Origin of the sequence: Vibrio penaeicida, assembly GCF_019977755.1 — a bacterium.
Taxonomy (GTDB): domain Bacteria; phylum Pseudomonadota; class Gammaproteobacteria; order Enterobacterales; family Vibrionaceae; genus Vibrio; species Vibrio penaeicida.
On the sequence record NZ_AP025146.1, the window covers coordinates 104,683 to 127,950 of the forward strand.

15 protein-coding genes are annotated in these 23,268 nt (G+C 42.5%); 5 read left to right on the plus strand and 10 right to left on the minus strand.

The window, feature by feature from the left end; genetic code table 11:
• Nucleotides 1-314: 314 nt before the first annotated feature.
• On the minus strand, nt 315-1,910 hold the full coding sequence (locus tag LDO37_RS29340) for a hypothetical protein (protein WP_224056093.1): 1,596 nt from the start codon (nt 1,908-1,910) through the stop codon (nt 315-317).
• 1,187 nt (nt 1,911-3,097) lie between these two features.
• Here LDO37_RS29340 and LDO37_RS29345 point away from each other — a divergent pair.
• The 3 genes from LDO37_RS29345 to LDO37_RS29355 all read left to right on the plus strand — a co-directional run bounded on the left by LDO37_RS29345 (nt 3,098) and on the right by LDO37_RS29355 (nt 7,630).
• Nucleotides 3,098-3,862: an oligogalacturonate-specific porin KdgM family protein gene (locus tag LDO37_RS29345; protein WP_126606636.1), complete on the plus strand. Its 765-nt coding sequence runs from the start codon at nt 3,098-3,100 to the stop codon at nt 3,860-3,862.
• 362 nt (nt 3,863-4,224) lie between these two features.
• Nucleotides 4,225-5,790, plus strand: a complete 1,566-nt coding sequence (locus LDO37_RS29350; protein ID WP_126606635.1) for a polysaccharide lyase family 7 protein — start codon at nt 4,225-4,227, stop codon at nt 5,788-5,790.
• 478 nt (nt 5,791-6,268) lie between these two features.
• Nucleotides 6,269-7,630, plus strand: a complete 1,362-nt coding sequence (locus LDO37_RS29355; RefSeq protein WP_126607543.1) for a polysaccharide lyase family 7 protein — start codon at nt 6,269-6,271, stop codon at nt 7,628-7,630.
• A 358-nt stretch (nt 7,631-7,988) separates the two neighbouring features.
• On the opposite strand, the gene LDO37_RS29360 is transcribed toward LDO37_RS29355, so the two are convergent.
• The 9 genes from LDO37_RS29360 to LDO37_RS29400 form a co-directional block, all read right to left on the minus strand.
• Nucleotides 7,989-8,537 (minus strand): hypothetical protein, encoded by a 549-nt coding sequence (locus LDO37_RS29360; protein ID WP_126607542.1) that lies wholly within the window; start codon nt 8,535-8,537, stop codon nt 7,989-7,991.
• Between the two features lie 415 nt (nt 8,538-8,952).
• Nucleotides 8,953-10,824: a methyl-accepting chemotaxis protein gene (locus LDO37_RS29365; protein ID WP_126607544.1), complete on the minus strand. Its 1,872-nt coding sequence runs from the start codon at nt 10,822-10,824 to the stop codon at nt 8,953-8,955.
• Nucleotides 10,825-11,277: 453 nt separating this feature from the next.
• Nucleotides 11,278-13,107 carry a polysaccharide lyase family 7 protein gene (locus LDO37_RS29370; RefSeq protein WP_224056095.1) on the minus strand — a complete coding sequence of 610 codons (1,830 nt, stop codon included), beginning with the start codon at nt 13,105-13,107 and terminating at the stop codon, nt 11,278-11,280.
• A 305-nt stretch (nt 13,108-13,412) separates the two neighbouring features.
• The gene (locus tag LDO37_RS29375; protein WP_126607457.1) at nt 13,413-14,903 is read right to left on the minus strand and encodes a tripartite tricarboxylate transporter permease; all 1,491 of its coding nucleotides are present in this window, start codon (nt 14,901-14,903) and stop codon (nt 13,413-13,415) included.
• 9 nt (nt 14,904-14,912) lie between these two features.
• A complete protein-coding gene (locus tag LDO37_RS29380; protein ID WP_126607456.1) occupies nt 14,913-15,356 on the minus strand; it encodes a tripartite tricarboxylate transporter TctB family protein in 444 nt (147 codons plus the stop codon).
• 62 nt (nt 15,357-15,418) lie between these two features.
• Entirely contained in the window at nt 15,419-16,345 is a 927-nt protein-coding gene (locus LDO37_RS29385) for a tripartite tricarboxylate transporter substrate binding protein (protein WP_126607455.1), read from the minus strand.
• A gap of 21 nt (nt 16,346-16,366) precedes the next feature.
• The gene (locus LDO37_RS29390; RefSeq protein WP_126607454.1) at nt 16,367-16,840 is read right to left on the minus strand and encodes a hypothetical protein; all 474 of its coding nucleotides are present in this window, start codon (nt 16,838-16,840) and stop codon (nt 16,367-16,369) included.
• Between the two features lie 357 nt (nt 16,841-17,197).
• The gene (locus LDO37_RS29395) at nt 17,198-19,381 is read right to left on the minus strand and encodes a heparinase II/III domain-containing protein (RefSeq protein ID WP_126607453.1); all 2,184 of its coding nucleotides are present in this window, start codon (nt 19,379-19,381) and stop codon (nt 17,198-17,200) included.
• Nucleotides 19,382-19,383: 2 nt separating this feature from the next.
• Nucleotides 19,384-21,552 carry a heparinase II/III domain-containing protein gene (locus tag LDO37_RS29400; RefSeq protein ID WP_126607452.1) on the minus strand — a complete coding sequence of 723 codons (2,169 nt, stop codon included), beginning with the start codon at nt 21,550-21,552 and terminating at the stop codon, nt 19,384-19,386.
• A gap of 372 nt (nt 21,553-21,924) precedes the next feature.
• Between LDO37_RS29400 and LDO37_RS29405 the strand changes: the two genes are divergently transcribed.
• Together LDO37_RS29405 and LDO37_RS29410 are read left to right on the plus strand one after the other, a co-directional pair.
• Entirely contained in the window at nt 21,925-22,260 is a 336-nt protein-coding gene (locus tag LDO37_RS29405) for a cupin domain-containing protein (RefSeq protein ID WP_118120545.1), read from the plus strand.
• Between the two features lie 12 nt (nt 22,261-22,272).
• Nucleotides 22,273-23,205: a 2-dehydro-3-deoxygluconokinase gene (locus LDO37_RS29410; RefSeq protein WP_126607451.1), complete on the plus strand. Its 933-nt coding sequence runs from the start codon at nt 22,273-22,275 to the stop codon at nt 23,203-23,205.
• Nucleotides 23,206-23,268: the final 63 nt, after the last annotated feature.

Sequence of the window (23,268 nt, forward strand, 5' to 3'; positions counted from 1 at the left end):
AACTAGGGGATAGGTAAATCAGTAACCCTTTATTTATCAGCACTTTTGCGGTGAATAGACTCGCTGGTTATAGCAACGTTAGGTGTCTTTGATTGTAACAACTCGCTGCTTCAAACTTGTTACTTGCTTTTAATGATGTCCAATCAACCCAATTGAAAGGGTTTAGAACGTTACCATTAGTGAAAGTCACTCTTAGGGTCTATAGCTTTGATGATGAGTTATTTATGGGAACGGTTTAATTATCAATAAAAGATAGGGACAAATAAAAACCAGGCCCGAAAGCCTGGTTTAGTACAGTAGGTTAATAAACGAGTTTAGAACTGCTCTGAGTCTATATTGTCGAAGTACGCTTTAGTAGCAATTCCACTATTATCACCAACATACATAGTGAACTGCGAAGGGATATTATTAGCGTCCAAACCTGTCTCGGATTGTGTCATCTCAACATCAGTTCCATTAATTGAAATAGTGACATTATCACCATCCCAAGCTAAAGACATAGAGTTCCAAGCATCTGTTGTTACTGAGCCGATTTCAATATCATCCGCCCCTGCTTCTGCCTCAACCTTACCGCTGCCTGATAGTCTCAATTCAAAATAGCGATCTGCATTGTTTTTGCCGGAACCAATGTTTATGTAGGTCGTCTTTTCGTTATCTGAAGGAATAAATACATCAAACGATACACTACCACTTGTTATAGCTCCTGCAACGAATTCGCGTGCAACTATAGGCTTCGTCGCTGGGTCCGTATCATCAATTAGCAATGAATTTGAACCGCTTTTCGCTTGGTCATCGCTCACGATTGCTCTCGCTATATCAGTGTTATATTCGATCCAGCTTGCACTTGCTTCACTGATGTTTGTGCCAACAGCGTATGAATCGAAATTGTCTGTTACGTCTCCAGTTGGTGTTTCTGGGCCGGTCTCACCGCCTTCAGATACAATAATCGCTTCGCTAGAGTTGTTATTGTAGACAGTTGAAAGGTCTAAACCTGACGCGTAGCTGTCAAAGTCATCTTCTAGAACTAACTCTTCAGAACCAGAATCACTTGAATAGATGGCTAGGTTGTCAGCATTAAGTTCAAAGTTAGTCGTGTTACCGTTGTCACCTAGTCTGATTGCGATAGTCGTTACAGCGGTACCGTCTGCTACTGGGAAGTTGTTCGCATATTCAACTCCATTGACAGAGAAAGAGAACGCCTCTGGTTCCCAGTTGACTTCTACCGCAAGGTTTTTGCCTAATTCAAAAGTACCGTCGGTTTCGGTTAAGTTCCCACTAGCGTCACGATATTTAATAACGCCGTTTTCAAATGCTACCTCGCCATGCAAGTTAGAGTTTGAAGTCTTCGCTGCATAAAATGAGATGTAGGCATTATCACCTGTACCATCCACGTCTTGCTCTGTTTCTTCATGATGTTGATACGCTAAATCGACTGTTAAGCGACCTGCTGATATTTCTGAAACAGCGGTAGATTCAGACAACTTGATACGAAGTTCACCGGTATCTTCTACAGTTCCACCTTTGTTAGTATCGAGAATTTGTACAATGTTATTGATACCTGCTTCGCTATTCGCTGTTGTTACAGCCGCTGTTACTAACTCGTTTTCTGATTCATCACTTGCGGTAATTTCACCGTTGTTTGTACCGGAAATAGTTAGTACGCCGTCAGAAATTTCGTAAGTACCACTCAGCTCTGTAACGTTGTCCAGATCAGTTTCGTCATAAAGATTGAACGTAAGTGTGTCAGCGTCAGCATCTTCAGTATATGTTGAAGTATAAATTGTGTAGGTACCGAAGTTATCATCATCGTTATAGTATTTTTGTGTACCATCTTTAAAGACATATACATTTGGCAGGTTATTTGGATCTTCCGAAGAAACAGCCGTTACCGGTGACGAGATGTCCCACATACCAGCACTCAAAGTAGACTCTGTTTCTACCGGGGGAGGTGTTGTAGTCGTCGGTTCGTCTCTCAGATCAGTGTTACATCCGGCTAGCAGGCCAGTAGAAATAGCAATTGCTGCAGCAATTTTCGTAATTCGCATGATAGGTACTCACTTTTGTTATACATCCATATTTAATGTCTTATTGTTAGACAATTGAGTTGGGGCATCTAGTGGGTTTAACCAATAGAATGATCTCACTCACACTCAACGCATAGATTACCTGTTGAAATGATGAATAAATCACACAAAATTGATCGTTGTGCAGTATTCGAATTAGAACGGATGTGTTGGTTTCTTGTTCAGTTAGATGCTGTAACTTAGCTGGAGCAGTTGGTTTTAAACGTTAACTCACTATATTTATTAGTGTATTATTTGTGCTTGTTCCGAGTTATGTACAGCGGGAGATTTGTACAAATAATCGAATAGTAATAAATAAGAGAGGATGTTGTTATTTCAGCCATAAATAGATTGGCTTTGCTTGTCATACAATGAGGTGTTGTATTTTTCCGTTTTGGAACTTGTCTAGTGAAATCTGTACTCCTAAAACCAGTTTTCGTTCACACTAGCAACGATTTTATGATCAAAATAGTAATACAATAGCTGGTGGTTCTAATATGAAAATCGTTCGTCTATTGATAGTCAAGATGAAACAAACCATTTGAATATGACTAATATTTTACTGCTCATTACAGCGATGAACGTGTTACTAAATAGAAATATCTTTATAGCCATATGATTCAAGGCAGGTGACATGAAAACATCAGAATGGTTTTGTTCCGGCTTTTTATGGGGCTCGTAACGAGTAGGTACTAGATCGTTGTTTTTAGTACGAGTTGTTCTTTCGCATTTGGAAATCGTGCGGTTGTATTTATGTTCATTTAAATCCAAATAAAAGAATCCATACCCGATCTGGCTCTCGAAATACGTGACTCCGCTTTAATCTAACCGCTGAAAAGAGGTCAAAAACAGGATCTAGCCAACAAAAATAGATATATAATACTACAAATAAGGCTAGGGGATAGCTTTCATGACTGATATCACAGAACTTTCACTGTCACTTAAGTAATATATTTGTCATACATTAATTCAATATGATTTTTAACACTAAGGGTTCTACCCGTACCAAAAAATATACAGAGAGATATATAACCATGAAAGCAGTTACTAAAGTATCCCTATTCGTATCTTCTGCATTGCTAGCAGGTGCCGCTTCCGCTGCAACGCTAGACTACCGTGCAGAGTACAAACACGATGATGAAACATATTCTCAACGCATTAAAATTGGTGGTGGTGCAAAAATCACTGATGATATTAAACTAGGTTTTGGTGTAGAGCAAAAATTTAGCAGCAATGATAATTCAAACTTTTGGGATCAAGTTGAAGCTGGTGATTCTGAGTTTGATTGGGGTGTACGTTACGACATTAACAAGCAGTGGTTTGTACAACCAGGTATGCCATTAACATTTGGTGATGAAAAAACCACTTACAAACCGCAGTTTCGTGTTGGTTACAAGTCCTCTTTTGGTTTAAGCACCGCTTTGCGTTACCGTCACGAGTTCCAGGTTTATACTGATGACGCAGGCAGCAAGACATTGACAGACGGTTCAAAAGTAAGTGTTGCAGGAAAAACGGTTGAGCAGGGCAAGTGGACACTTACCGGTTCTTATGACCTAAAGCAGCTTGATAAAGACTACCTTGATAACATCAAACTAAGTTACGAGATTAACTACAACCAAAACTACGACGAAGTGCGCCTTTCTGACGGTAAAGACTCTGAATGGGACGCTGGTATCATTGTTGGTTACCAAATGGGCCAATTCCGTCCTTACATGGAGCTGTGGACAGTTGATTACGGCTCATCAGCAGAAGATGATCGTCAGCTAAGAACACGTCTTGGTTTGAAATACAGCTTCTAATTAACCTTTGTTAGTTTAATTCTAGCTCCTAGTTTCAACGCAATTAAAGTCGGTTGATATTCGTTATCAACCGGCTTTTTTGCATTTATTTGAGGCTGATTTTTTACTAGATTTTTGCTTAGTGTGAAGTAGAGATAGTAAATCGAACATCGAGCCCGCGACTATAAGACCCCGATCTCATTTATCGCCATTTGGGGTTATTTGTATTATTTTATCATGTAATAATGTATTCAAATCAATGGCAGATAGTTACTCTAAAGCTTGCCAATTGGTTGCTTAGGGACGTCGCACTTTTCCTTAACTCTAAAATTAGATTCATTTAGTACGACATAATTGTATTATTATAACGGGTGAAAGATCGAATGAAACATATTTACCTCAAGAGCTTGTTAGCTTCTTCAATCCTATTGGCTGTTGGTTGTAACAGCACTGCAACTGCGAAGGCTGATTTCCCAAACAATCAAGAAACCGGTGTTGACATTCTAACTCCTGTTGCAATCACGGCGAGTAGCCATGATGGTAATGTGCCTGAGAACTTACTTGACCAAGATATTATGACTCGCTGGGCAGCGAACGGTGACGGTGAGTGGGCAATGTTGGATTACGGTTCAGTTTATGAGTTCGATGCAATCCAAGCGTCGTTTAGTAAAGGTAACGAACGTGTGACGTCATTTGATGTTCAGTTCAGCACAGATGGTGAAAACTGGGTTACGGTTATTGAGGGTGCACAAAGCTCCGGTCGTGCTCTTGGTCTGGAGCGCTTCCAGTTCGAGCCTGCGGTAAAAGCTCGTTATGTACGTTACGTTGGCCACGGCAATACCAAAAACCAATGGAACGCTGTTACTGAACTAGCGGCAGTTAACTGTGGAATCAATGCGTGCCCGGCAAGCCATGTCATTACCGATGATGTTGTTAAAGCTGAAGCGACTATGATTGCTACAATGAAGGCTAAGGAAAAAGCGCAAAAGGAACTCCTTAAAAATAATCGCAAAGGTGATTTCGGAGAACCAATCGTCCGTCCTTGCGAAACGACAGTGACATGTGATCTTTCTAAAGCAATGCCATCCCCAACGCTACCGGCAGCTCCACTAGCTAAGAATGCACCTGGCCAAAACTTTGACCTGACGCGTTGGAAACTGACGACGCCTTTCGATCATAACAAAGACGGTCGTGCGGATGATGTCGATGAATGGGATATGGCTAACGGCTTCCAACATCCTGAAATTTTCTATACAGCTGATGATGGCGGCATGGTTTTCAAGAGCTATGTAAAAGGTGCACGTACCTCTAAAAATACTAAGTACGCACGTACAGAGTTGCGCACTATGCTGCGTGCGGGTGAGAAGTCTCACAGTACAAAAGGTGTAAATCCAAATAACTGGGTATTCAGCTCAGCGCCGGTAGAAGATCAGAAAGCAGCGGGTGGGGTAGATGGCACGCTTGAAGCAACTCTGAAGATTGACCATGCAACCACGACAGGTCAGTCACACGAAGTTGGTCGTTTCATTATCGGTCAGATCCATGACAAAGATGATGAGCCAATTCGCCTTTACTACCGTAAGCTACCAGACCAGCCAACAGGTACGGTTTACTTCGCTCACGAAAAAACCAAAACAGGTACTGAAGATTACTACAGCCTGGTTGGTGATATGACTGGTGAAATCGGTAACGATGGTATCGCACTAGGTGAAAAATTCAGCTACATCATTGATGTGAAAGGCAACACGATGACAGTTACGGTAAAACGTGACGGTAAAGATGATGTCGTCCAAGTCGTTGATATGAGTGACAGTGGTTATGATGAAGGTGGCCGATACATGTACTTCAAGGCCGGTGTTTACAACCAGAATATGTACGGCAATCCAGATGATTACGCTCAAGCAACTTTCTACAAGCTAGATCAATCTTTTGGTAAGTACCAAGGCTAGTCCTATCAATTTTAGTTGATTAACTATCTTCGCCCTTAGCTTTGTAGCTGGGGGCTTTTATTATCTATCGAAGCAAATCCGATTCTTTAAATAGTGAGATACGAGCGTTGTCACTTTATTATGTGTTTTGCGTAACCGCGAACTTTACCAAGACTCATTAGTTTATATCTGCACTTTTCCCCTAAGACTCCCCTAGACGAAATCTTACTTTCCTCAAGACACTTAAGACTAATCTTTGTATTAGTTCACAACTTCTTTATTTGTATTATTTAAATATAAAATATGAGTGTGAGGTGGCGTTTTTTTAACCTCTCATTAAGTATAAATACCTTATTCCTCCGGCATGTTTGGTTTTATTGATTTGAAAAATAAGGCTTTGCATTATTACGTGACGGTTAGGGATGTGAGAGAAGCTATGATTATCAGCCAATTTGTTGGTGATTAATGTTATTTAACTACTAATTATAAGGTTTTGTACATGATTACTATATCGAAAGGGAGCGTTGCTGCTTTAATGCTTGTTAGTTCATTTTCAAATGCTGCGACTTTAAACATTGAGAGCGCATCAGACTGGGGAGGAGCTCATGCTAATTACCCGGCATCTAATGCTATTGATGGGAGTAAAGATTGGAGCTCAAGATGGGCAGCGCTCGACTCTGGCTCTGAAGTTAATTTGGTATTAGATCTCGGTAGTGTTCAGGCTGTATCAGCCGTCAAAGTTGCTTGGGGAAGGGGAGATGAGAGCACAAACAAATTTGAAATTCGTGCTCGGGCTGATGACACAAGTAGTACTTGGGACAAGGTTTACGCTGGTGATAGCAGTGGAACGACTAAAGACTTTGAAACTTATGATTTTTCTACGATCCAAGCTCGATGGCTACGCATAAAATCTTTTAGTAATAGCACCGGAAGTGACTGGACAAATATCACTGAAGTAGAAATCCTTGGTAGCTCCACAGCCAATAATTACAATTTAGATCCGACAAAAGCGCCTTCATCTAACTTTGATTTACTTGACTGGTACCTGAGTGTCCCTGTTGATGAAGGGGATGGTTACGCGACATCCATTAAAGAAAATGAGCTAGCGGCGAGCTACGAAGATGACTATTTCTACACAGGTAGTGACGGTGGGATGGTTTTTTATACACCAGTGAAAGGTTACAAAACATCGGAAAACACGAAGTATGTTCGTACAGAACTTCGTGAGATGCTTCGTCGTGGTGATACTTCAAAATCAACGACTGGTAGTGAGAACAACTGGGCGTTCTCAAGCATTCCATCAAGTAATCACTCCGACTTTGGTGGGATTGATGGTGTTATGGACGCAACTCTTGCTGTAAATCATGTTACAACTACAACTTCTAACCAAGAGCAGGTCGGTCGAATCGTTATTGGTCAGATTCATGCGGAGCATAATGAGCCAATCAGACTTTACTATCACAAACTCCCTGGTAACACGAACGGTGCAATTTACTTTGCTCATGAAACGTCTAAATCTGATGGCGGTGACGAAACTTGGTATAACCTGCTCGGGAACATGGTGACATCTAGCGGTAACCTAAATTCAACAGCAAATCCAAGTGATGGCATTGCGTTAAATGAAGAGTTCTCTTACAACATCACCGTTGACGGCGATACGTTATCCGTTTCGATAAGCCAAGGCGGAAGTCAACTGGCTTACCAGAGTGTAGACATGTCTGGTAGTGGATACGACGATGCAAGTAACTATATGTACTTTAAAGCAGGCATTTATTTACAGGACAATACCAGTAATGACGATGACTACGCGAAAGTGACATTTTATGAATTAAGCAATAGTCACGATAACTATAACTTTTAAAGGCTAACCTTTAGCTACCAATTGAAAAGTCGCGGTTTTTCCGCGACTTTTTTGTTCTTAAAATACATTTCTTTGCGAGGTTGTTATTTTAGCTTTGGGTATAACAGGTACGGTTGCTACGTTTATTTGGATTCTACCCAGCGAGAGTTTCGTTACGAGATTTAAGAACGATAGTCGTGAAAGAGAGTCACGCACGACCGAACCGTCTAAGAGGGCAGTTAGCTTAGCTCTAATGCTTGCACGGATTGTCCTAAGTGATTTTTGGACATTTCCAAGTTACAATCAATAAAACATTCCAACTACTCAGATTACTCCAAGTATGGCAACCTCGGTCAACACACCACCTTAGTTCTAACTATTACTTGCGTCCCATAACTGTTCGTACATCAAAGGTACAGGATTTGTAGTATTCCTTATAGCTTTTACCCATAGTTATGGCTCCAGCTATCTGCTCATGGAACAAGTCATAAGCCTTTGAACGTTCTCGGGTGTTAATTTGCATTGCTGTGACTTTATTTGTGTCCTTAAATACTTCTTCACCACCGATATACATTGAACACTCAATCGCTCTCAATGATCGAATTGCATTCATTCTTGACGCTTCTTTATCATGTGCTTGGGTTAGCTTTAACTGATTTACATTAGCAGTTTGAAGCAAAACTAATCTCATAGCCTCGTCATCTTCGTAGTTCAGTAGTATATATCGCTGGATATCATCTCTTACACCATCGCCATCGGAATCAACACCAGCTAGCGTTCTGTTGTTTTCTGGACCGGGTTCAGGCGGGAGTTTGGAGATTAGTCGACTCTTTTCACTGCTTTTATCTATTGTGACTGAAAAACAATTTCCCGAATAACTAGATGCGGTAAACATTAAGAATAATAAAGAAATAGTCATTTTCTTCACTTAATATTGCTCCGAGATGATCATGTCCCACTATTTAACACTACACATAGTACATAGCTGCCAGTTCCTAGATTACCCTTTCATCTCTGTATATGTACTTTAAAGCTTGAAATCTACGATTTGTCCCTGCGCATTAGATGTTCAAACTATCTATGATGAAGACTTGAACCGCTATCAATAAGTAGGCACAGTGAAACATTACTAAAATTTGGTCAACTTAAAGCTATCAGTCTTCACACTCTGGAACTCTATTAGCTTGGAAAGGGGCAAAAGCTTCTTAGTTCGTACAACACTAACCGCACTTCAAGAACCACCACTGACATTATTTCGGGATAGAAATTACTTAAACCCATATGAAGGTGTAAATCCAAACTAAGAGCCCGAATCAAAGTTCGGGCTCAGTTTAGTGAGATAGTTATACTTTGAAACGATCCATAAGCGAACTCACACTATTATTAAACGTCTTGATTTGTTCAGATTCGTCGACCTGATTTTGGCTTAGCGTATTCAGCCTTAAGACGATGTTTTCGATTTCATGGATATTGTGCTTAATGTTCTGAATCAAGGAGTTTTGCTCTGCTGATGAAGTAGATATGTCATCGTTAAAGCGGCTGACCGTCACCATCCTTTCATTCAGATTGCTTAGCATCTCGACAGCCAATGCCAATTGAGTGCGCGTTTTTTCACAGTTGGACTTCGTTTGGTCTATTGAATCAACCAACCCTGCAGACTTCCCACGTAGGCTAGCGAGGGCTCTGTCAATTTCAGAGGTGCTCTCTTGGGTTCTTGTCGCTAGTGCTCGTACTTCGTCAGCCACTACAGCAAAGCCTCGTCCGTGTTCACCCGCGCGAGCCGCTTCTATCGATGCATTTAATGCCAATAAGTTCGTTTGCTCTGCAATGCCACCTATTACCGTTACGATAGATTGAATACTTTGGGTTTCATTATCCATCGACAGGATATCTTGCGATGTGTTGTCAATTTGAGTTTCTAAATCAGAAATATAGGTTTCTGTAACTTCGTTTATCTGTTTCGTCTCGTCACTGAATGCTGCTGCATCACGTGCGGCTGTGGCGGTGGCATGAGAGCTGTTTTCTACCTCTACCGATGCTTTTGATAGTTGCTCGATAGTTGATACTACTTGCGCTGTCTCATCCGTATGAACCTGTAACACGGTATGTGTATCTCGGCAGCTTGCTTCGATACTTTGAACTTTATCGTTGAGTTTCGCATTCCTTTGTTTCATTTCTTTAATCATTTCTTGAAGACCGCCGATGAAGAGGTTGATGTCCTTAGCGATATTGCCTAAATCATCATTCGAGTTCTCTTTTAGTCGCTGGGCGAGGTCACCATCGCCACGCGAAAGATCATGGACGACTTTTTTCAAAGAAAGAATAGGTTGGTACAGTTTGTTCAATACAAAAATCATCAAGATAATTGATGCGATAATAGTGCAAAAGATAACGGTGCGAGCATGAGACATCACCTTGTCTAACTTGGCTAATGCAACATTCGGATCCATCGCAGAAATCATAAACCACTGTTTTTTGGCCCCAATGTGTACGATTTTCGCCATCAGCAATACATTTTGGCCATTTAAGGTTCCGTTAATAAATTGTTCCGGATGCTGCGTAGCCTCATCTGCATTGATGCTTGCTTCAAGCGAAGAAAACTCAGTTTGAGCTTCAATACCTTCTATAGTCGAGGCGACAATCATCCCTCTGTCGTCGACTAAGATTCCTTTAGCCTGGTGGATTTTTTCTAGTTCCAGAAGTTGGGTTTCTAATTCATCAAAGCGAATATCTGCCATGATCACTTTATCCGAGTACGCATACATTACGCCCATCATCGGGGTGTTGGTGCTGCGGGTGAAAAAAACATCGCTGAATGAGAGCCCCATATGCTGTTTGGCCTGTTTGTACCAAGGCCGTGTGGTTGGATTGTATTTTTCGGGTATACCAATACCGTTAGGGAAAGATTCAGAAGGTCGAGAAGTATATGTCCGACCATCGTCATGCCCGATGACGATTTTGTCGATGCCACCAAGTGAGGCTGCATAGTGCATCAATACTTGATTTTCGGTTGTGTATTGGTTTGCAGAGATCTCCGTCGCGACTGCATTGACGGTATCTATAGTGCGCAGCACATCATTCTCAATTTTCCTTGCTTCGAGGGTAAGTGAGTGCTTGATTTCATTAAGGACGTTCTGCTGGATTTGTTCTTTGGCTAATTCTAAAGAGAACCAGTTCGATCCAATCAATGACAGCGAACTTACAATTGTAACCAATAAGATGAGTTTGGTTTTAAACCCAAGGTGAAAAGCGTACTTTTTGTTATTCATAATTCCATTCACATAGCAAATTTTGACGACTTAACAGGCTTGCTTTCGAGGCAATGTTCTTCCCGCAATAATGTGAATTGTATGATTTATTGAATTTGTGTTTTGTGATGCTGTTTGTTTTGTATGATTTATTGTTGTGACGTGACCGTCATATTAGTGAGTTTTTATAACCAGATTGAATAGCTGTAACAACGATTTGTATTGTTTTTTATATCAAAAATGGCAGTTAGAGTTGAATCTAATGTGAAAATTAGTACGTTTCATATGCTGATTTGTAGTATTAGTTGATGGCATTTTACGGGGTAAGCCACGAGAAAATAAACTTCCCGTGGCGGTAGTGCGAGCTTTGTTTGTTACTTTTACGGAAGTAGTAAATTTAACACTTAGAGGTAGAAATGATTATTGGTGACGGGTGCTCAATGCACTAAAGCTCACATCAAATTGCTGGCCTTTATATGAGTCACTCGGTTTGAACTGCGGGTAAATACCTGCTTTGAAGTAGAAAGCAATGTCTGGCGATGCCCAATCCTCAGTTAGTGTGTAGGAGCCGCCGTCAGTGGTGTCTGAGTATGTCTCTCCCCATTTCAATGTATGTGCAACCATATTGTTACCATCTTCATCATAGGTTGCTAAAAATAGCCCTTCCTGATCGGCACGAATCGTATATTGCCATTCTTCATGTGCTGCGTAAGTACCAAGCTTGACACTGAACGAGTTACAGTCAGTACAGTCTTTATCATTATTGAGTGCATAGTTATCGTTCATAATGACTCGGACTGGTTTATTATCGCCTTCCCAAAGTAACTTCACGAGTGCCTGGCTTATTTCCCAACCATGTATCTGACCCAGCACGACTTTTGGAAGCTGACCGCTGATTTCTGGGTAGTCGTTGATTTTGAGCGTTGCTTGGATGGTATGCGATGTCGCACCAGTACGGCTATCGTTGATGTACCAGCTTGTATCTTCATCACTGGTGCTACAATCTGGGTCTTCAGTGCTAATGTAAAGCTCCCGCAACTCTGAGCGAATGTAGCTAGAGTTGGCTGTTGAGGTGCCGTAACCCATATCCGCTCGGAAATGCATACTGCCGTCGATAACGTTAAAGTATGACAAGTCAGTTGTATCATCGTAGACATTGCTATCACTAGATAGAAGATCTTTGCTTGAGTTACAACGTTCGGGCTCTAATTCGGCAGCACCGTCTCCACCCGTCCCATACCAAGAATCTTTACTTGCTGGGATCGTTAATTTCCAGTCGTCAATGTTCCATGCGATTGAATCTGTGTATTCGATTTTGCTTAGGCTCAATTGTTTAAATTGCACCTCCGCCTCGCCATTTTCAAATTGGTTGTAGACGCCAGCTTTAAAGTAGCTCAGAAGATGCTGCCAGTAAGAGACATCAACATCCACCTTTTGCTCATCGTTGACCTTAATGGTTAATGCATTTTCACCGATTTTCACTTCGAATCGAGTAAAGTTGTCGAGGTCAGCTTCACCTAAATCATAACGATCGTATGATGTGGCGTAACAATCTGATGAGCTCGAAGATAAGCTACAATCTAAGGCATTGTTTTTAACAACTGCCCAGTAGTGGCCAGTGATGCTGTTTCTCTCTTGTTCCCAAACCACACGTAACAAAGGGTGAGGGATTGAGTTAGTGCCAGAAGTGTCAGTACCCTTGTTGTGAATTTGCAGGAAAGTTACTTCATCGTGATCTGCTGGTGAGCTGGCCATTGCTAGGTCGATTTCAGGTAAACGCACTTCTGCAAACAAAGTCCGGCTTATGCCCGCCTCAGATATGTCAAAATTTTCCAGCTCACGAACTTCGGAGCGCATTTTGTAATTCGACATCTTAAATACGAGGTAACTGGTGTCACTTTCTGCATAAAAATGGTCAGTTTTGTAACCAGAAAATGCTCCATTTTTAACTTCGCTGGTCTTATTACCTTCGGTACCGTCAGGGTTTGATACTTGCAGGTCTGAATTGTCTAAAATGTCTTGAAATTTCGTTATTGAATACGGTGCTATAGTATCAGGTGTATCAGGTGTATCAGGTGTATCAGGTGTATCAGGTGTATCAGGTGTATCAGGTGTATCAGGTGTATCAGGTGTATCAGGCGTATCAGGAACGGTGGTATCTGGATCTGAACTTGCTGAAGAGCCGCTGCCGCCACATCCAACTAGTCCAAGCCCCAAAAGACTTAACAAAATGAGTTCTGCTGATTTCATATTATTTTTATCGCTTATTTAGTGAGTTGCAAAAAGGTTTTTATATCGGTATTCAAAGAGTTACTTATTGGAGAGGCCAATGAGAATTACAAGTTAATTTGTAATACAATAGCATTTTATTTTGTGTGGGAATAGCGCGGTAGTGAAAGAGATAATAAAAGTGTTAGTTAAATCTCAATACAGCGCAGTTACAGCGGATGATGAAGAGTTGTCTGAAGTTATTGGTAGTCAGTAAGCAGCAGATGAAACAAGGGGTAAGCCTGATTTTCATCAAGCTCACCCCTCAATAGTTATTAAAACGTTACTTAAGATACTTCCTTGGGTTTAGCCTTGTTTTTCATTTTGATTGTTGAGAATACGGAAAAGATCGCCAGTGCAACAAACCCTAGCGCAATAGGCCGTTCATAGAGAAATGACCAAGAATTGTCATACATTAGTAGTGCTTTTCTTAGGTTTGTTTCAGCCATCGGGCCCAGAATGATGGCTAAGAGAATAGGTGATGAAGGGATATCCATCTTACCTAAAATAAATCCTAATACACCGAATGCAATTGCAATCCCAACATCAAACATCGAGTTATTAATAGCATAAGCGCCAACAACCGAAAGGAAGATGATGATAGGGATCATCAATAGTTTTGGTACTTCGATAATTCGGCAAAAAAAGCGAATACCAATCAGGCCGACAATGAGCATCACAACATTAGCAACCAGCATGGAACTGAAAACCCCGTACACAACATCTGGGTTTTGTGCGAAAAGTAGTGGCCCTGGTGTGAGTCCCTGAACGATTAGCGCGCCTAATAAAACTGCCGCAACAGCGTCGCCCGGTACGCCAAGTGTGAGCAGTGGAACCAATGAACCACCAGTGACGCCGTTATTTCCTGCTTCTGCAGCAGCTAAGCCTTTTACTGATCCTTGGCCAAATTCGTCTGGATTTTTAGATGCGCGTTTGGCTTCGTTGTAGCAAACGAAAGCGGATATATCTGCACCGGCACCAGGTACGGAGCCGATAGAAGTGCCGAGTAGGCCGCTCTTGATAGCGGTTGGCATCATCTCTTTAAGATCATGCTTACTCAATAACTTATGGTCGAACTCAGGAATCTTAGCGCGTTTTTCACTGAGCAACTTTTCTATTTGATTAATGGCCTCAGATAACGCGAACAGCCCGATAAGAACCGGGATTACGTTTATGCCGCTGTACAAATCCATAACCCCAAACGTGAAGCGTGGCACGCTGCTTATCGGATCAAGACCAACGGTTGAGACTAACAACCCAATGGTACCTGCCAACAAGCCTTTGAGGATATTTTGCGCTGATACGCTTGCGATGATAGTCAGTCCAAAAAGAGCTAGAGCAAAATATTCTGGAGCGTTAAAGCGTAATGCAAAGTTGGCAAGTAGTGGCGCGATAGCGATGAGTACAATCGTACTGATCAACCCACCGACAAAAGAAGCGACCGCAGAAATACTCAGTGCTCGTGCAGCCTGGCCTTTGGCTGCGAGTGTATGGCCATCAAGTACGGTTGCTGCTGATGCAGGGGTTCCCGGTGTTTTGAGCAGTATTGCAGCAATAGACCCTCCGTAAATACCACCGATATAGACACCAATTAACATGACTAATGCAGGAGTGGATTCCATACCGAATGTGAAAGGCAGTAAAATTGCTACGCCCATTGTTGCAGTAAGCCCGGGCAAAGCACCAAGGACAATGCCGCCTATGACACCAAAAATGAGAACAGGCAGAACTGAGGGGCTAAAAGCGGTGAAAAGGCCGTTAATCAAATGCTCTAACATCGTGCCTCCTTAGTAGAACTGACCATCTGGCAGTGCGATGTAAAATACCTCGCCAAACAGATAGTAAATAGAGAAAACAAACACCCAGGCAATGATGTAGTAAAGCGGTCTTTTCACTTTGAAATACATCAGGTATGCAGTAAAAGCAACTAGGCTCGCATACAGATAGCCAATTGCGCTAATAAGTAGTGCATAGAAGCAAAGAAAAATAACGCCAAATAGAGCCATTTTGGAAAAAATCGGAAGTGTATTTGTGGCTGTTTTTTTAAGTTTGTGCTGAATTATCAGAGCAATACAAATGACTATTTGCATTATCACTATAACGGTAGGAAAGAACTGAGCATTGACGCTCGCATCTTGGAATCTTGGTTGCTCAAAATGAGCAATTACCGGGAGGATTAGCGCACTAAGCGCAATGATTAGGCAAGGGAAGATCACGTTACGGCTGACCATAATGGCACCTCGATACATCAAAAAATGGGAGTACGAATGTAGTACTCCCAATTTAGTTTAAATCAGTTTATTAGCGTGCTTAGCGCTTTAGTATCTTGCTCGACAAACTTAGTAAATTCTTCTGCATTCATGTTATGAATAGTCATTGCGCCTTTCTCCATGAATTGTTTGAATTCAGTTGACGCCATCGCCTCATCAAATGCTTTACCCAGAATCTCGATGATTTCATCAGGTGTATTTTTTGGGGCTCCAATACCACGCCATGTACCGGTAACAACATCTACACCCTGTTCTTTAAGCGTCGGTACATCTGGTATGTAAGAAATACGCTCTTCAGACATCACGCCAAGTGCTTTTAACTGGCCTGAACGCAATTGGGAAATAGCTTCACCCGGGGTAACCATCGTCACATCGGTATGTTTGCCTAATACAGACGGAATCGCTTCAGAAGCACCATTGTAAGGGATCGCATTCAGTTTGATTTTTTGGTCTTTCTCTAGTGCCATCAAATAGAAATTAGGTGCCGCAGTAGAGGCAAACTTAACGATGCCATCACCTTTTTTCGCTTCAGCGATCAGATCATTGATAGTGTTATATGGGCTGTCCTTATGTACTAAAACCACTGCCGGGTCCAAGTTGACGAGCCGGATTAGTTTGAAATCTTTCGCATCGTGCTGCATCAATCCCATTTGAGGCAGAGACGCAATTTCGCGAGTAACAACGGTGAGTGTATAGCCATCTGGGCGTTGCTGAGCACCAAAACTCATTCCGACTGCTCCCGCTCCGCCTGTGCGGTTCATTACCGCAATATTTTGACCAAGGATATCTTTTGCAGAGTTAGCTAAAGTTCGACCAACTGCATCTGTACCGCCGCCGGCACCAAAAGGAACAACGAGGCGAATATTTTTACTAGGGTAGTCAGCAGCGACAGAAGTTGCAGAAACGAGAATACCTGCCGAGAAGAGTAGAGACTTAAGACGTTTATTCATAGTATCGACCTTTTGTTTCATTTAGTTTTTAAAAGATTGGGTAGGGTTGTCGGTTTTATTTTTTTGATATTCACTCATGCAGAGTTGCTCGAACGCAACGGCAATCCAGCCTGAAATAAGCATGTCATACCATTGCTCTACACCACTACAGGCGACGACGATATCTCCGTGGACAAATGAGCCAAAGAACAGTAAATCGCCTTCTCGCAGAGAAGAGGTTTGGGTAGTTTGGTTATGAATATTTGGTCTGGCGTTACGCCATGCTTGCTGAGCTTTGTTTCTGGCAAACTCGTCGAATGGAATTGTCCATTCCTCGGGAGTACCTAAAGAGGTCTGAAAAAGAATCGCTTGGTCAAAAGAGCACTCCCAAGGCTTTAGCCTGGGATCCATTATGACAATATGTAATTCCTTTCTGTTGGTTCGTTCAAACAGCTTTTTTACTGAAGGGAGCACTAACTCGACAGCGTCCTTCGCAATTTCGATATGGCTTTTCATTATTAATTTTCCTTGTTCGTACAGAACTTCATTTGATATATTATTGTATGATAAATGTTTTTGGTATGTAGAGTTTGGTAATCTGGTGTGTAGATCACTCATCCGCATATAGAATAGTGCGAGGCATCTAATTTAGAGAGTCAAAAGCGATGAAGTGCGAGGTGTTGGCCAAGTTTTTGAATAAGAATAATTTGAAAAATATTATTTAATACCACAGAGTGATGCATAAAGTTGCTTGATGTTATGATTTGATTGTCTCAGCTTGTTCTAGGGCAGGCAGATAAAAAAAACCGGACATGACGTCCGGCTTTGTCTTATTTCCCGATGTTTTTACATTAATTAGTCCGTATATACGAGCTAGCTAATTTGTGCGAATGCGCCTTCCCAAGTGTAAGTCACACCACCGAACTCTACGCTGTGCGTCGTGTTCTGTTTATCTTCATCCAGGTTACAAACCGCGAAGTGGTAAGCGTTGCCTGTCGTGGTTTGTAGACGGATTACCGTGGCGACCTCGTTGCTACCAACAACCGTGACCGATTCAATTAAGCCACGTGCGCCAACGGAGGCTTCGATAGATTCATTAAAGTAACCGTGTGTTTCCAACACAGAAGCAAATACGTGATTCTGTCCTGACTGGCGAATGATCAGTGCAGGCTCACTCTTTAGGTTGAAGTCTGGATCGTTCGCGCCTGTGCGAGTGAAGAAGATTTCTCCTCCATTGGTAGCGCTTGTGATCAATGAGTAATAGCTGCTGTCGTGTAACCAGCTTACTAGTGAACTCGTTCTTTCTGATGAATAAGGGACTTTTCCGGAACCCAAGTTCCACAAATGCTGGTAACCGTTACCTTCACCCATAGGGCGCAGTGTGCTCTCGATATCGTATTCGAAATCAGTTCGCATGATCTGGCCAGAGTAGTGCACGGGTAAATCGTACTGATGTTCTTGCTCTGCTTCGATACGGTAAATATCGATGACCAGTGGTTTCTCGAATTCAGGCAGCTCAGCCAGAATGATGCTGCGTTGCATGTCTACGTTATCATAGTAGCCAGATATGCGCGCGCTCATGCCTTGTAGCTTTTCATCATCTACGTTAAAGAAGTGCTTTGAACCAAACTTTGATTCTGCACGCGCTGTGTCGAAGTTATTTTGGGTCTTTTGGTCAACGGTTACTGTGTTGTGAGCAACTGTCTGTTTACAGTAAGACTTGTTCTCTGGAATGTAACGACCGCCAAATTTAGGCTCTACGTTTACCCAGCGACCAAAACCGTAATCGTGCAGTACTTCATGGCCTCGGTTAAACACGCTGAGGTGTAGACCGTCATAGTGGCCGTGATCCAATGCCGAGTGGTACTGATGGTCTGAGCCGTGCTGACCGAACCAGATCAGTGCCATGGTGTCATCATTTTGTTCGTCGCGGTGACGAAGAATACTCACGCCGCCTTTTTCACCGAGTGGTCCATCTGTTACGAACAGGCTACCCCAGTTGAATGGTTTAATATCATCAGCGGCTTCTACTGCGTCAGAGAGAGTTTTTCCTGAGATATGAACCCAGACGTTTTGCTGGTGGTCTGCCATTCCAAGTAACGTTTCAGACTGTTCATAACGGTGGAAACAGACCGATGTTGCCATGATCACGCCTTCATCATTAATAGAAATCGTCTTTGATGAATCGTTGAGTGCAGGCAGGGTACCGTCTGGGAATGCGGTTTTAAATACCGCATAAGACGTCGTTTTGATGACTGAATCGTTAAATTCGTAGATCTTAAGTTCTGGCTGACGACGTTCAATCGCTTCTGCGAACAGGTAAATTGGACGCAGTGAAAAGCGGTGATAGTACGGGCCTTCCATGTAGTAGCCATCTGGCGAGAACAGCTGGTCTAGCTGAGCAAGGAAACCTCCGCTGACTTTGTCTAGCTTCAAACCGTAAAGGGCTTTGTCTACGGATTCCTGATCGTTAATCGCGTAACCACAGATACCGACTGCTGCTACCGCCCACAAGCCGTGGTTGTGAACGATGTCGAAGTCATGCCCGTAAGTCACCACAAACAGGTCAATCATCTGTTTGAACAGATCGTTTTCGATCAGTGATTTCTGATCTTCTGCTAATGTGTGGTAAATACAGCTGTACGCACATGATGCATACAGCATCCACATGTTTTCGTTAAGGGTCTGATGGAAGATCTTACCCGGAGGGTTGGTATCGCGGCTGGTGTTGCTTTCTAGCGTTGGATAGATCTTTGCGTACGCAGTTAACATTTCCACAATGTAGTCACGGTATTTTTGCTCACCAGTAATTAGGAACAGGCGACCTGCCAGATCAATGTGGATGTAGTTCTGTTTGTGGCGGTTATGCTCGTAACCACCACCTTCACCATGTCCCGGAACTTCGACTCCAACTTCTGCCATGTAAGCATCGGTTTGTTTGATGTCATGTTCTAACGCTTTTCCTAACAGGCTATCCGTGCCGAGTGCTTTGCTAAGCTCCGCAGCTTCTTCAAAGTTTAATAGCAGTGGCTGGTAAGACTGGGTTTGATGGCTCATTGTTACTTCTCCTGCTCGAATGCATGGCTTTCTACTTCGGTCACTTCTAGCGAGTAGAAACCATTCCAGCTGTATGTTTTACCGTTAAGTTCCACTTGGTGTGGGGTTTGGTCATTCGCACCCAGCACATTGCTGATCATCAAAGTTACCAGTGACTTTTCAGTTGTGATCTCTATGATACTACCAATGGCACTGTAGCCGACGATGCGGATATCTTTTACTTTTCCACGTGCGTTGACTGACTGTTCAAACTCTTCGTTGAAGTAACCATGTGTTTCCAATACAGAAGCAAATAGGCTGGAACCGCCCTTGCTACGAAGGATGAATGCAGGTTCACTGCGTAAGTTAAAGCTAGGGTCATTTGCGCCAGTACGAGTGAAGATCACTTCGTTGTCGCTGTTGGAGCTGGTGCCTAACCAAGTGTAGTAGGTGTTATTTTGTAGCCAGCTAACCAGTGCAGTGTCTTGCACTTGACCACTCGCCACTTTCCAAAGGTGTTGGTAACCGAAGTTATCACCAAGTGTGGTTAGTTCAGCATAACTTTGATAGTCAAAGTTAGTACGCACTATTTGCCCATCATATTGATGCGAGTAGTCATATTGGTGTTCGCCTTCTCCGTGAATACGGTACAAGTCCAGCAGTAAAGGGGCTTCTAGCTCTTCGATATTGAGCATGAATACACTGCGTTGCATTTCAGTATTTGGGTAGTGATCACTGGCAAATGCGCTCATGCCATTGATATCAGTATCTTCAACTTTGAAGAAGTGAGGTAAACCGTGTACTGAATCAGCACGATCGACATCAAAGCCATTCTGGCATTGTTCATCGATAGTAATCGCGTTGTGAGCGATGGTTTGACGTGCGTAGGACTTATTTTCGTCTAGGTAGCGGCCGCCAAATTTTGGCTCTACGTTTACCCAGCGACAGAAGCCGTATTCACGCAGCACTTCTTGACCGCGGTTAAAGAAAGTAATACCGAGGGTATCGAAGTTGCCATGGCCCATACCGTGTTGACCGTAGTTCATGACTAGCTGGGAGACATCACCGGTTTTGTCCTGCATACGGATAAAACCTTGTGCGCCGTTGTTGCCTTCTGGGCCTTCGTTCAGTTCAACGCTTGGCCAGAAAGGCATACCAATTTCACGCTCCGCGGATGCACTGTCATAAGCCTCCGAAAGCTCTAGACCGCAAGGATGCATCCATACTGCATCTTGGATTTTCGCCATACCCAGGATATTGTCGTTTAATCCGTAGTGCTTGCTATAAACACTTACTGCCACCTGAACACCCATATCCGTAATACCCATAGTGCGTGAAGCATCATTCAATGCCGGGAACTCGCCGTTAGGGTAAGCAGTAGATAGTAATGCTTGTACGGTATTACCAATTACCTTGCCTTTGTAATTGAAAATGTCGACTTCAGGCATATGGCGGTGAATCACCTCTGCGAATACACAAAGTGGACGTATAGCATAACGATGGTAGTACGGGCCTTCCATGTAGTAACCAGAGGGGGCAAACAGTTGAGAAATTTGCGCAAGGAAACCACCCGTATCGTTACGGTCAATACCATAAACGGACATTTCCAGATATTCACGCTTGCCGATGGCTAAGCCGCAAATACCGACAGCTGCTACTGCCCAGATACCGTGGTTGTGAATACGGTCAAAGTCGTGTGCGTATTTTACGGTGAACATTTCCAGCATGGGTTCGAAGACACGTTCTACAACAGCATTACGTTCTTCTTCGGTCATTTCAGATGCTACGTAAGAATAGGCGAGGCTGGTAAACATTAACCAGCAATGTTCGTTCAGGATCTGGTGGAAAAGGCGCCCCGTTGGGTTAGTGTTTTTCTGGACATGAAAATCGAACTTAAGATATTTGTCTGCGTAAAGGGCAAGCAAGTCTTTTACAAACTGAGCGTACTTTTGTTCTTGAGTGATTAAGAACAAGCGGCCAGCTAAGTTCATGTAAGTATAGTTTTGTTTATGACGATTGTGCTCGTAGCCACCTGCCTCACCATGTCCGGGGACATCTAGTGGTAAACGCATGAACGCGTCTACCTGTTTGCGGTGTGCTTCTATCGTTTTGCCCATCAAGCTTGGCTTTCCGACTTCTTTTCTCAAAAGTTCGATTTCAGCTTCAGTCAACAAAATCGGTTGTGTCGTCATTTCTTTACCACCATCAAATGAAGTGTATTTGTAATTCCAGTTCACTATAAAGTAATACAATATTAGGTTTATTTGTAGGGCTTATAGTAAAAAGGTAGATTAAAATCACGTAGTGATATTTAACCTGTTGTTTTTTATATCTATTGATTGCTGTTGTTTGAAGTTGTTATTACTTATTTGGTTTCTTACAAGGTGATAGGTAGTCATTTTCGTATGATGGATATCACATAAATTTAGATATATTGTATTACAAATTGGGGTGCTGGGATATGCTCATGTCAAATCACAGCTGATCACTTCACTCTAAGTATTCCTTTTGGTCTAAAGAGTAGGGTGGGATTGGCGTCCATAGAAACTTTTAGGAGTATGACAATGAATTCTTTCTTTGTATTAGACGAACACCCTTGGGAAGAGCTTGGTGGTGGTATTAAACGTAAAATCGTAGCGTACACTGATGATCTGATGGCCGTACATTTATGTTTCGATAAAGGTGCAATCGGTGCGCCTCACACCCATGAAATCCACGACCAAATTGGTTATGTGGTTCGCGGAAGCTTTGAAGCGGAGATCGAAGGTGAGAAAAAAATCCTTAAAGAGGGAGACGCCTACTTTGCACGTAAACATATGATGCATGGCGCCGTAGCTTTAGAACAAGACAGCATTCTTCTGGATATCTTCAACCCTGCGCGTGAAGACTTCCTTAAATAACAAGGTAGGCAAATGAAAAACTTGAATATCGCGGTTATTGGCGAATGTATGGTTGAGTTGCAAAACAAGGAAGGGCAGATTCAACAAACATTTGGCGGTGATACATTAAATACCGCTCTTTATCTGGCTCGCTTAACAAAAAATCATCCCGTCAAGACTAGCTATGTGACGGCATTAGGTAATGACCCTTTTAGTAAGCAAATGCTATCAGCTTGGCAACAGGAAGGCATTGACACAAGTCTTGTACTAAAAGTTGATGAAAAACAACCGGGTATTTACTACATCGAAACCGATGATACTGGTGAGCGTTACTTCCATTACTGGCGCAATGACGCTGCCGCTAAGTTTTTGTTTGAGCAGAACGAATCTCCAGCTTTAGTTGATAGTTTGTTTTCGTATGATGCAGTCTACCTAAGCGGTATTACGTTAGCGATCTTAACTGAAGAAGGCAAAATGCAGCTGTTTGACTTCCTGACGCGCTTTAAAGCTCAGGGGGGCCAGGTAATTTTCGATAATAACTATCGTCCTAAATTGTGGCAGAACCAACTATCTGCGATGTCCTGGTACCTTAAGGTTCTTCAGTTTACGGATATCGCCCTATTAACTTTTGAAGATGAACAATCGCTGTTTGGTGACCGGGATCTTGAACAATGTATCGAGAGGACATCGGCAGCCGGAGTTAAAGAAATCATAATCAAGCGGGGCAGTAAAGACTGCCTGGTTATTGCTGACGGCGAAGCGAAGTATGTTGCTCCGGATAAAGTAGATAATGTTGTTGATACTACGGCAGCAGGTGATTCATTTAGTGCTGGCTTTCTGGCGAAGCGACTTACCGGTGGTAGTGCGGTTGATGCTGCGTATTCAGGCCACTGTATGGCTGGTACGGTAATTCAGCACAAAGGTGCGATCATTCCACATGAAGTGATGCCAACGCTTCATTTGTAATTTCATTTGTAATTTAGTTGCGGCCAGATGTGTGAAACCTTCTGGCCGTAGTCACTTATTAAA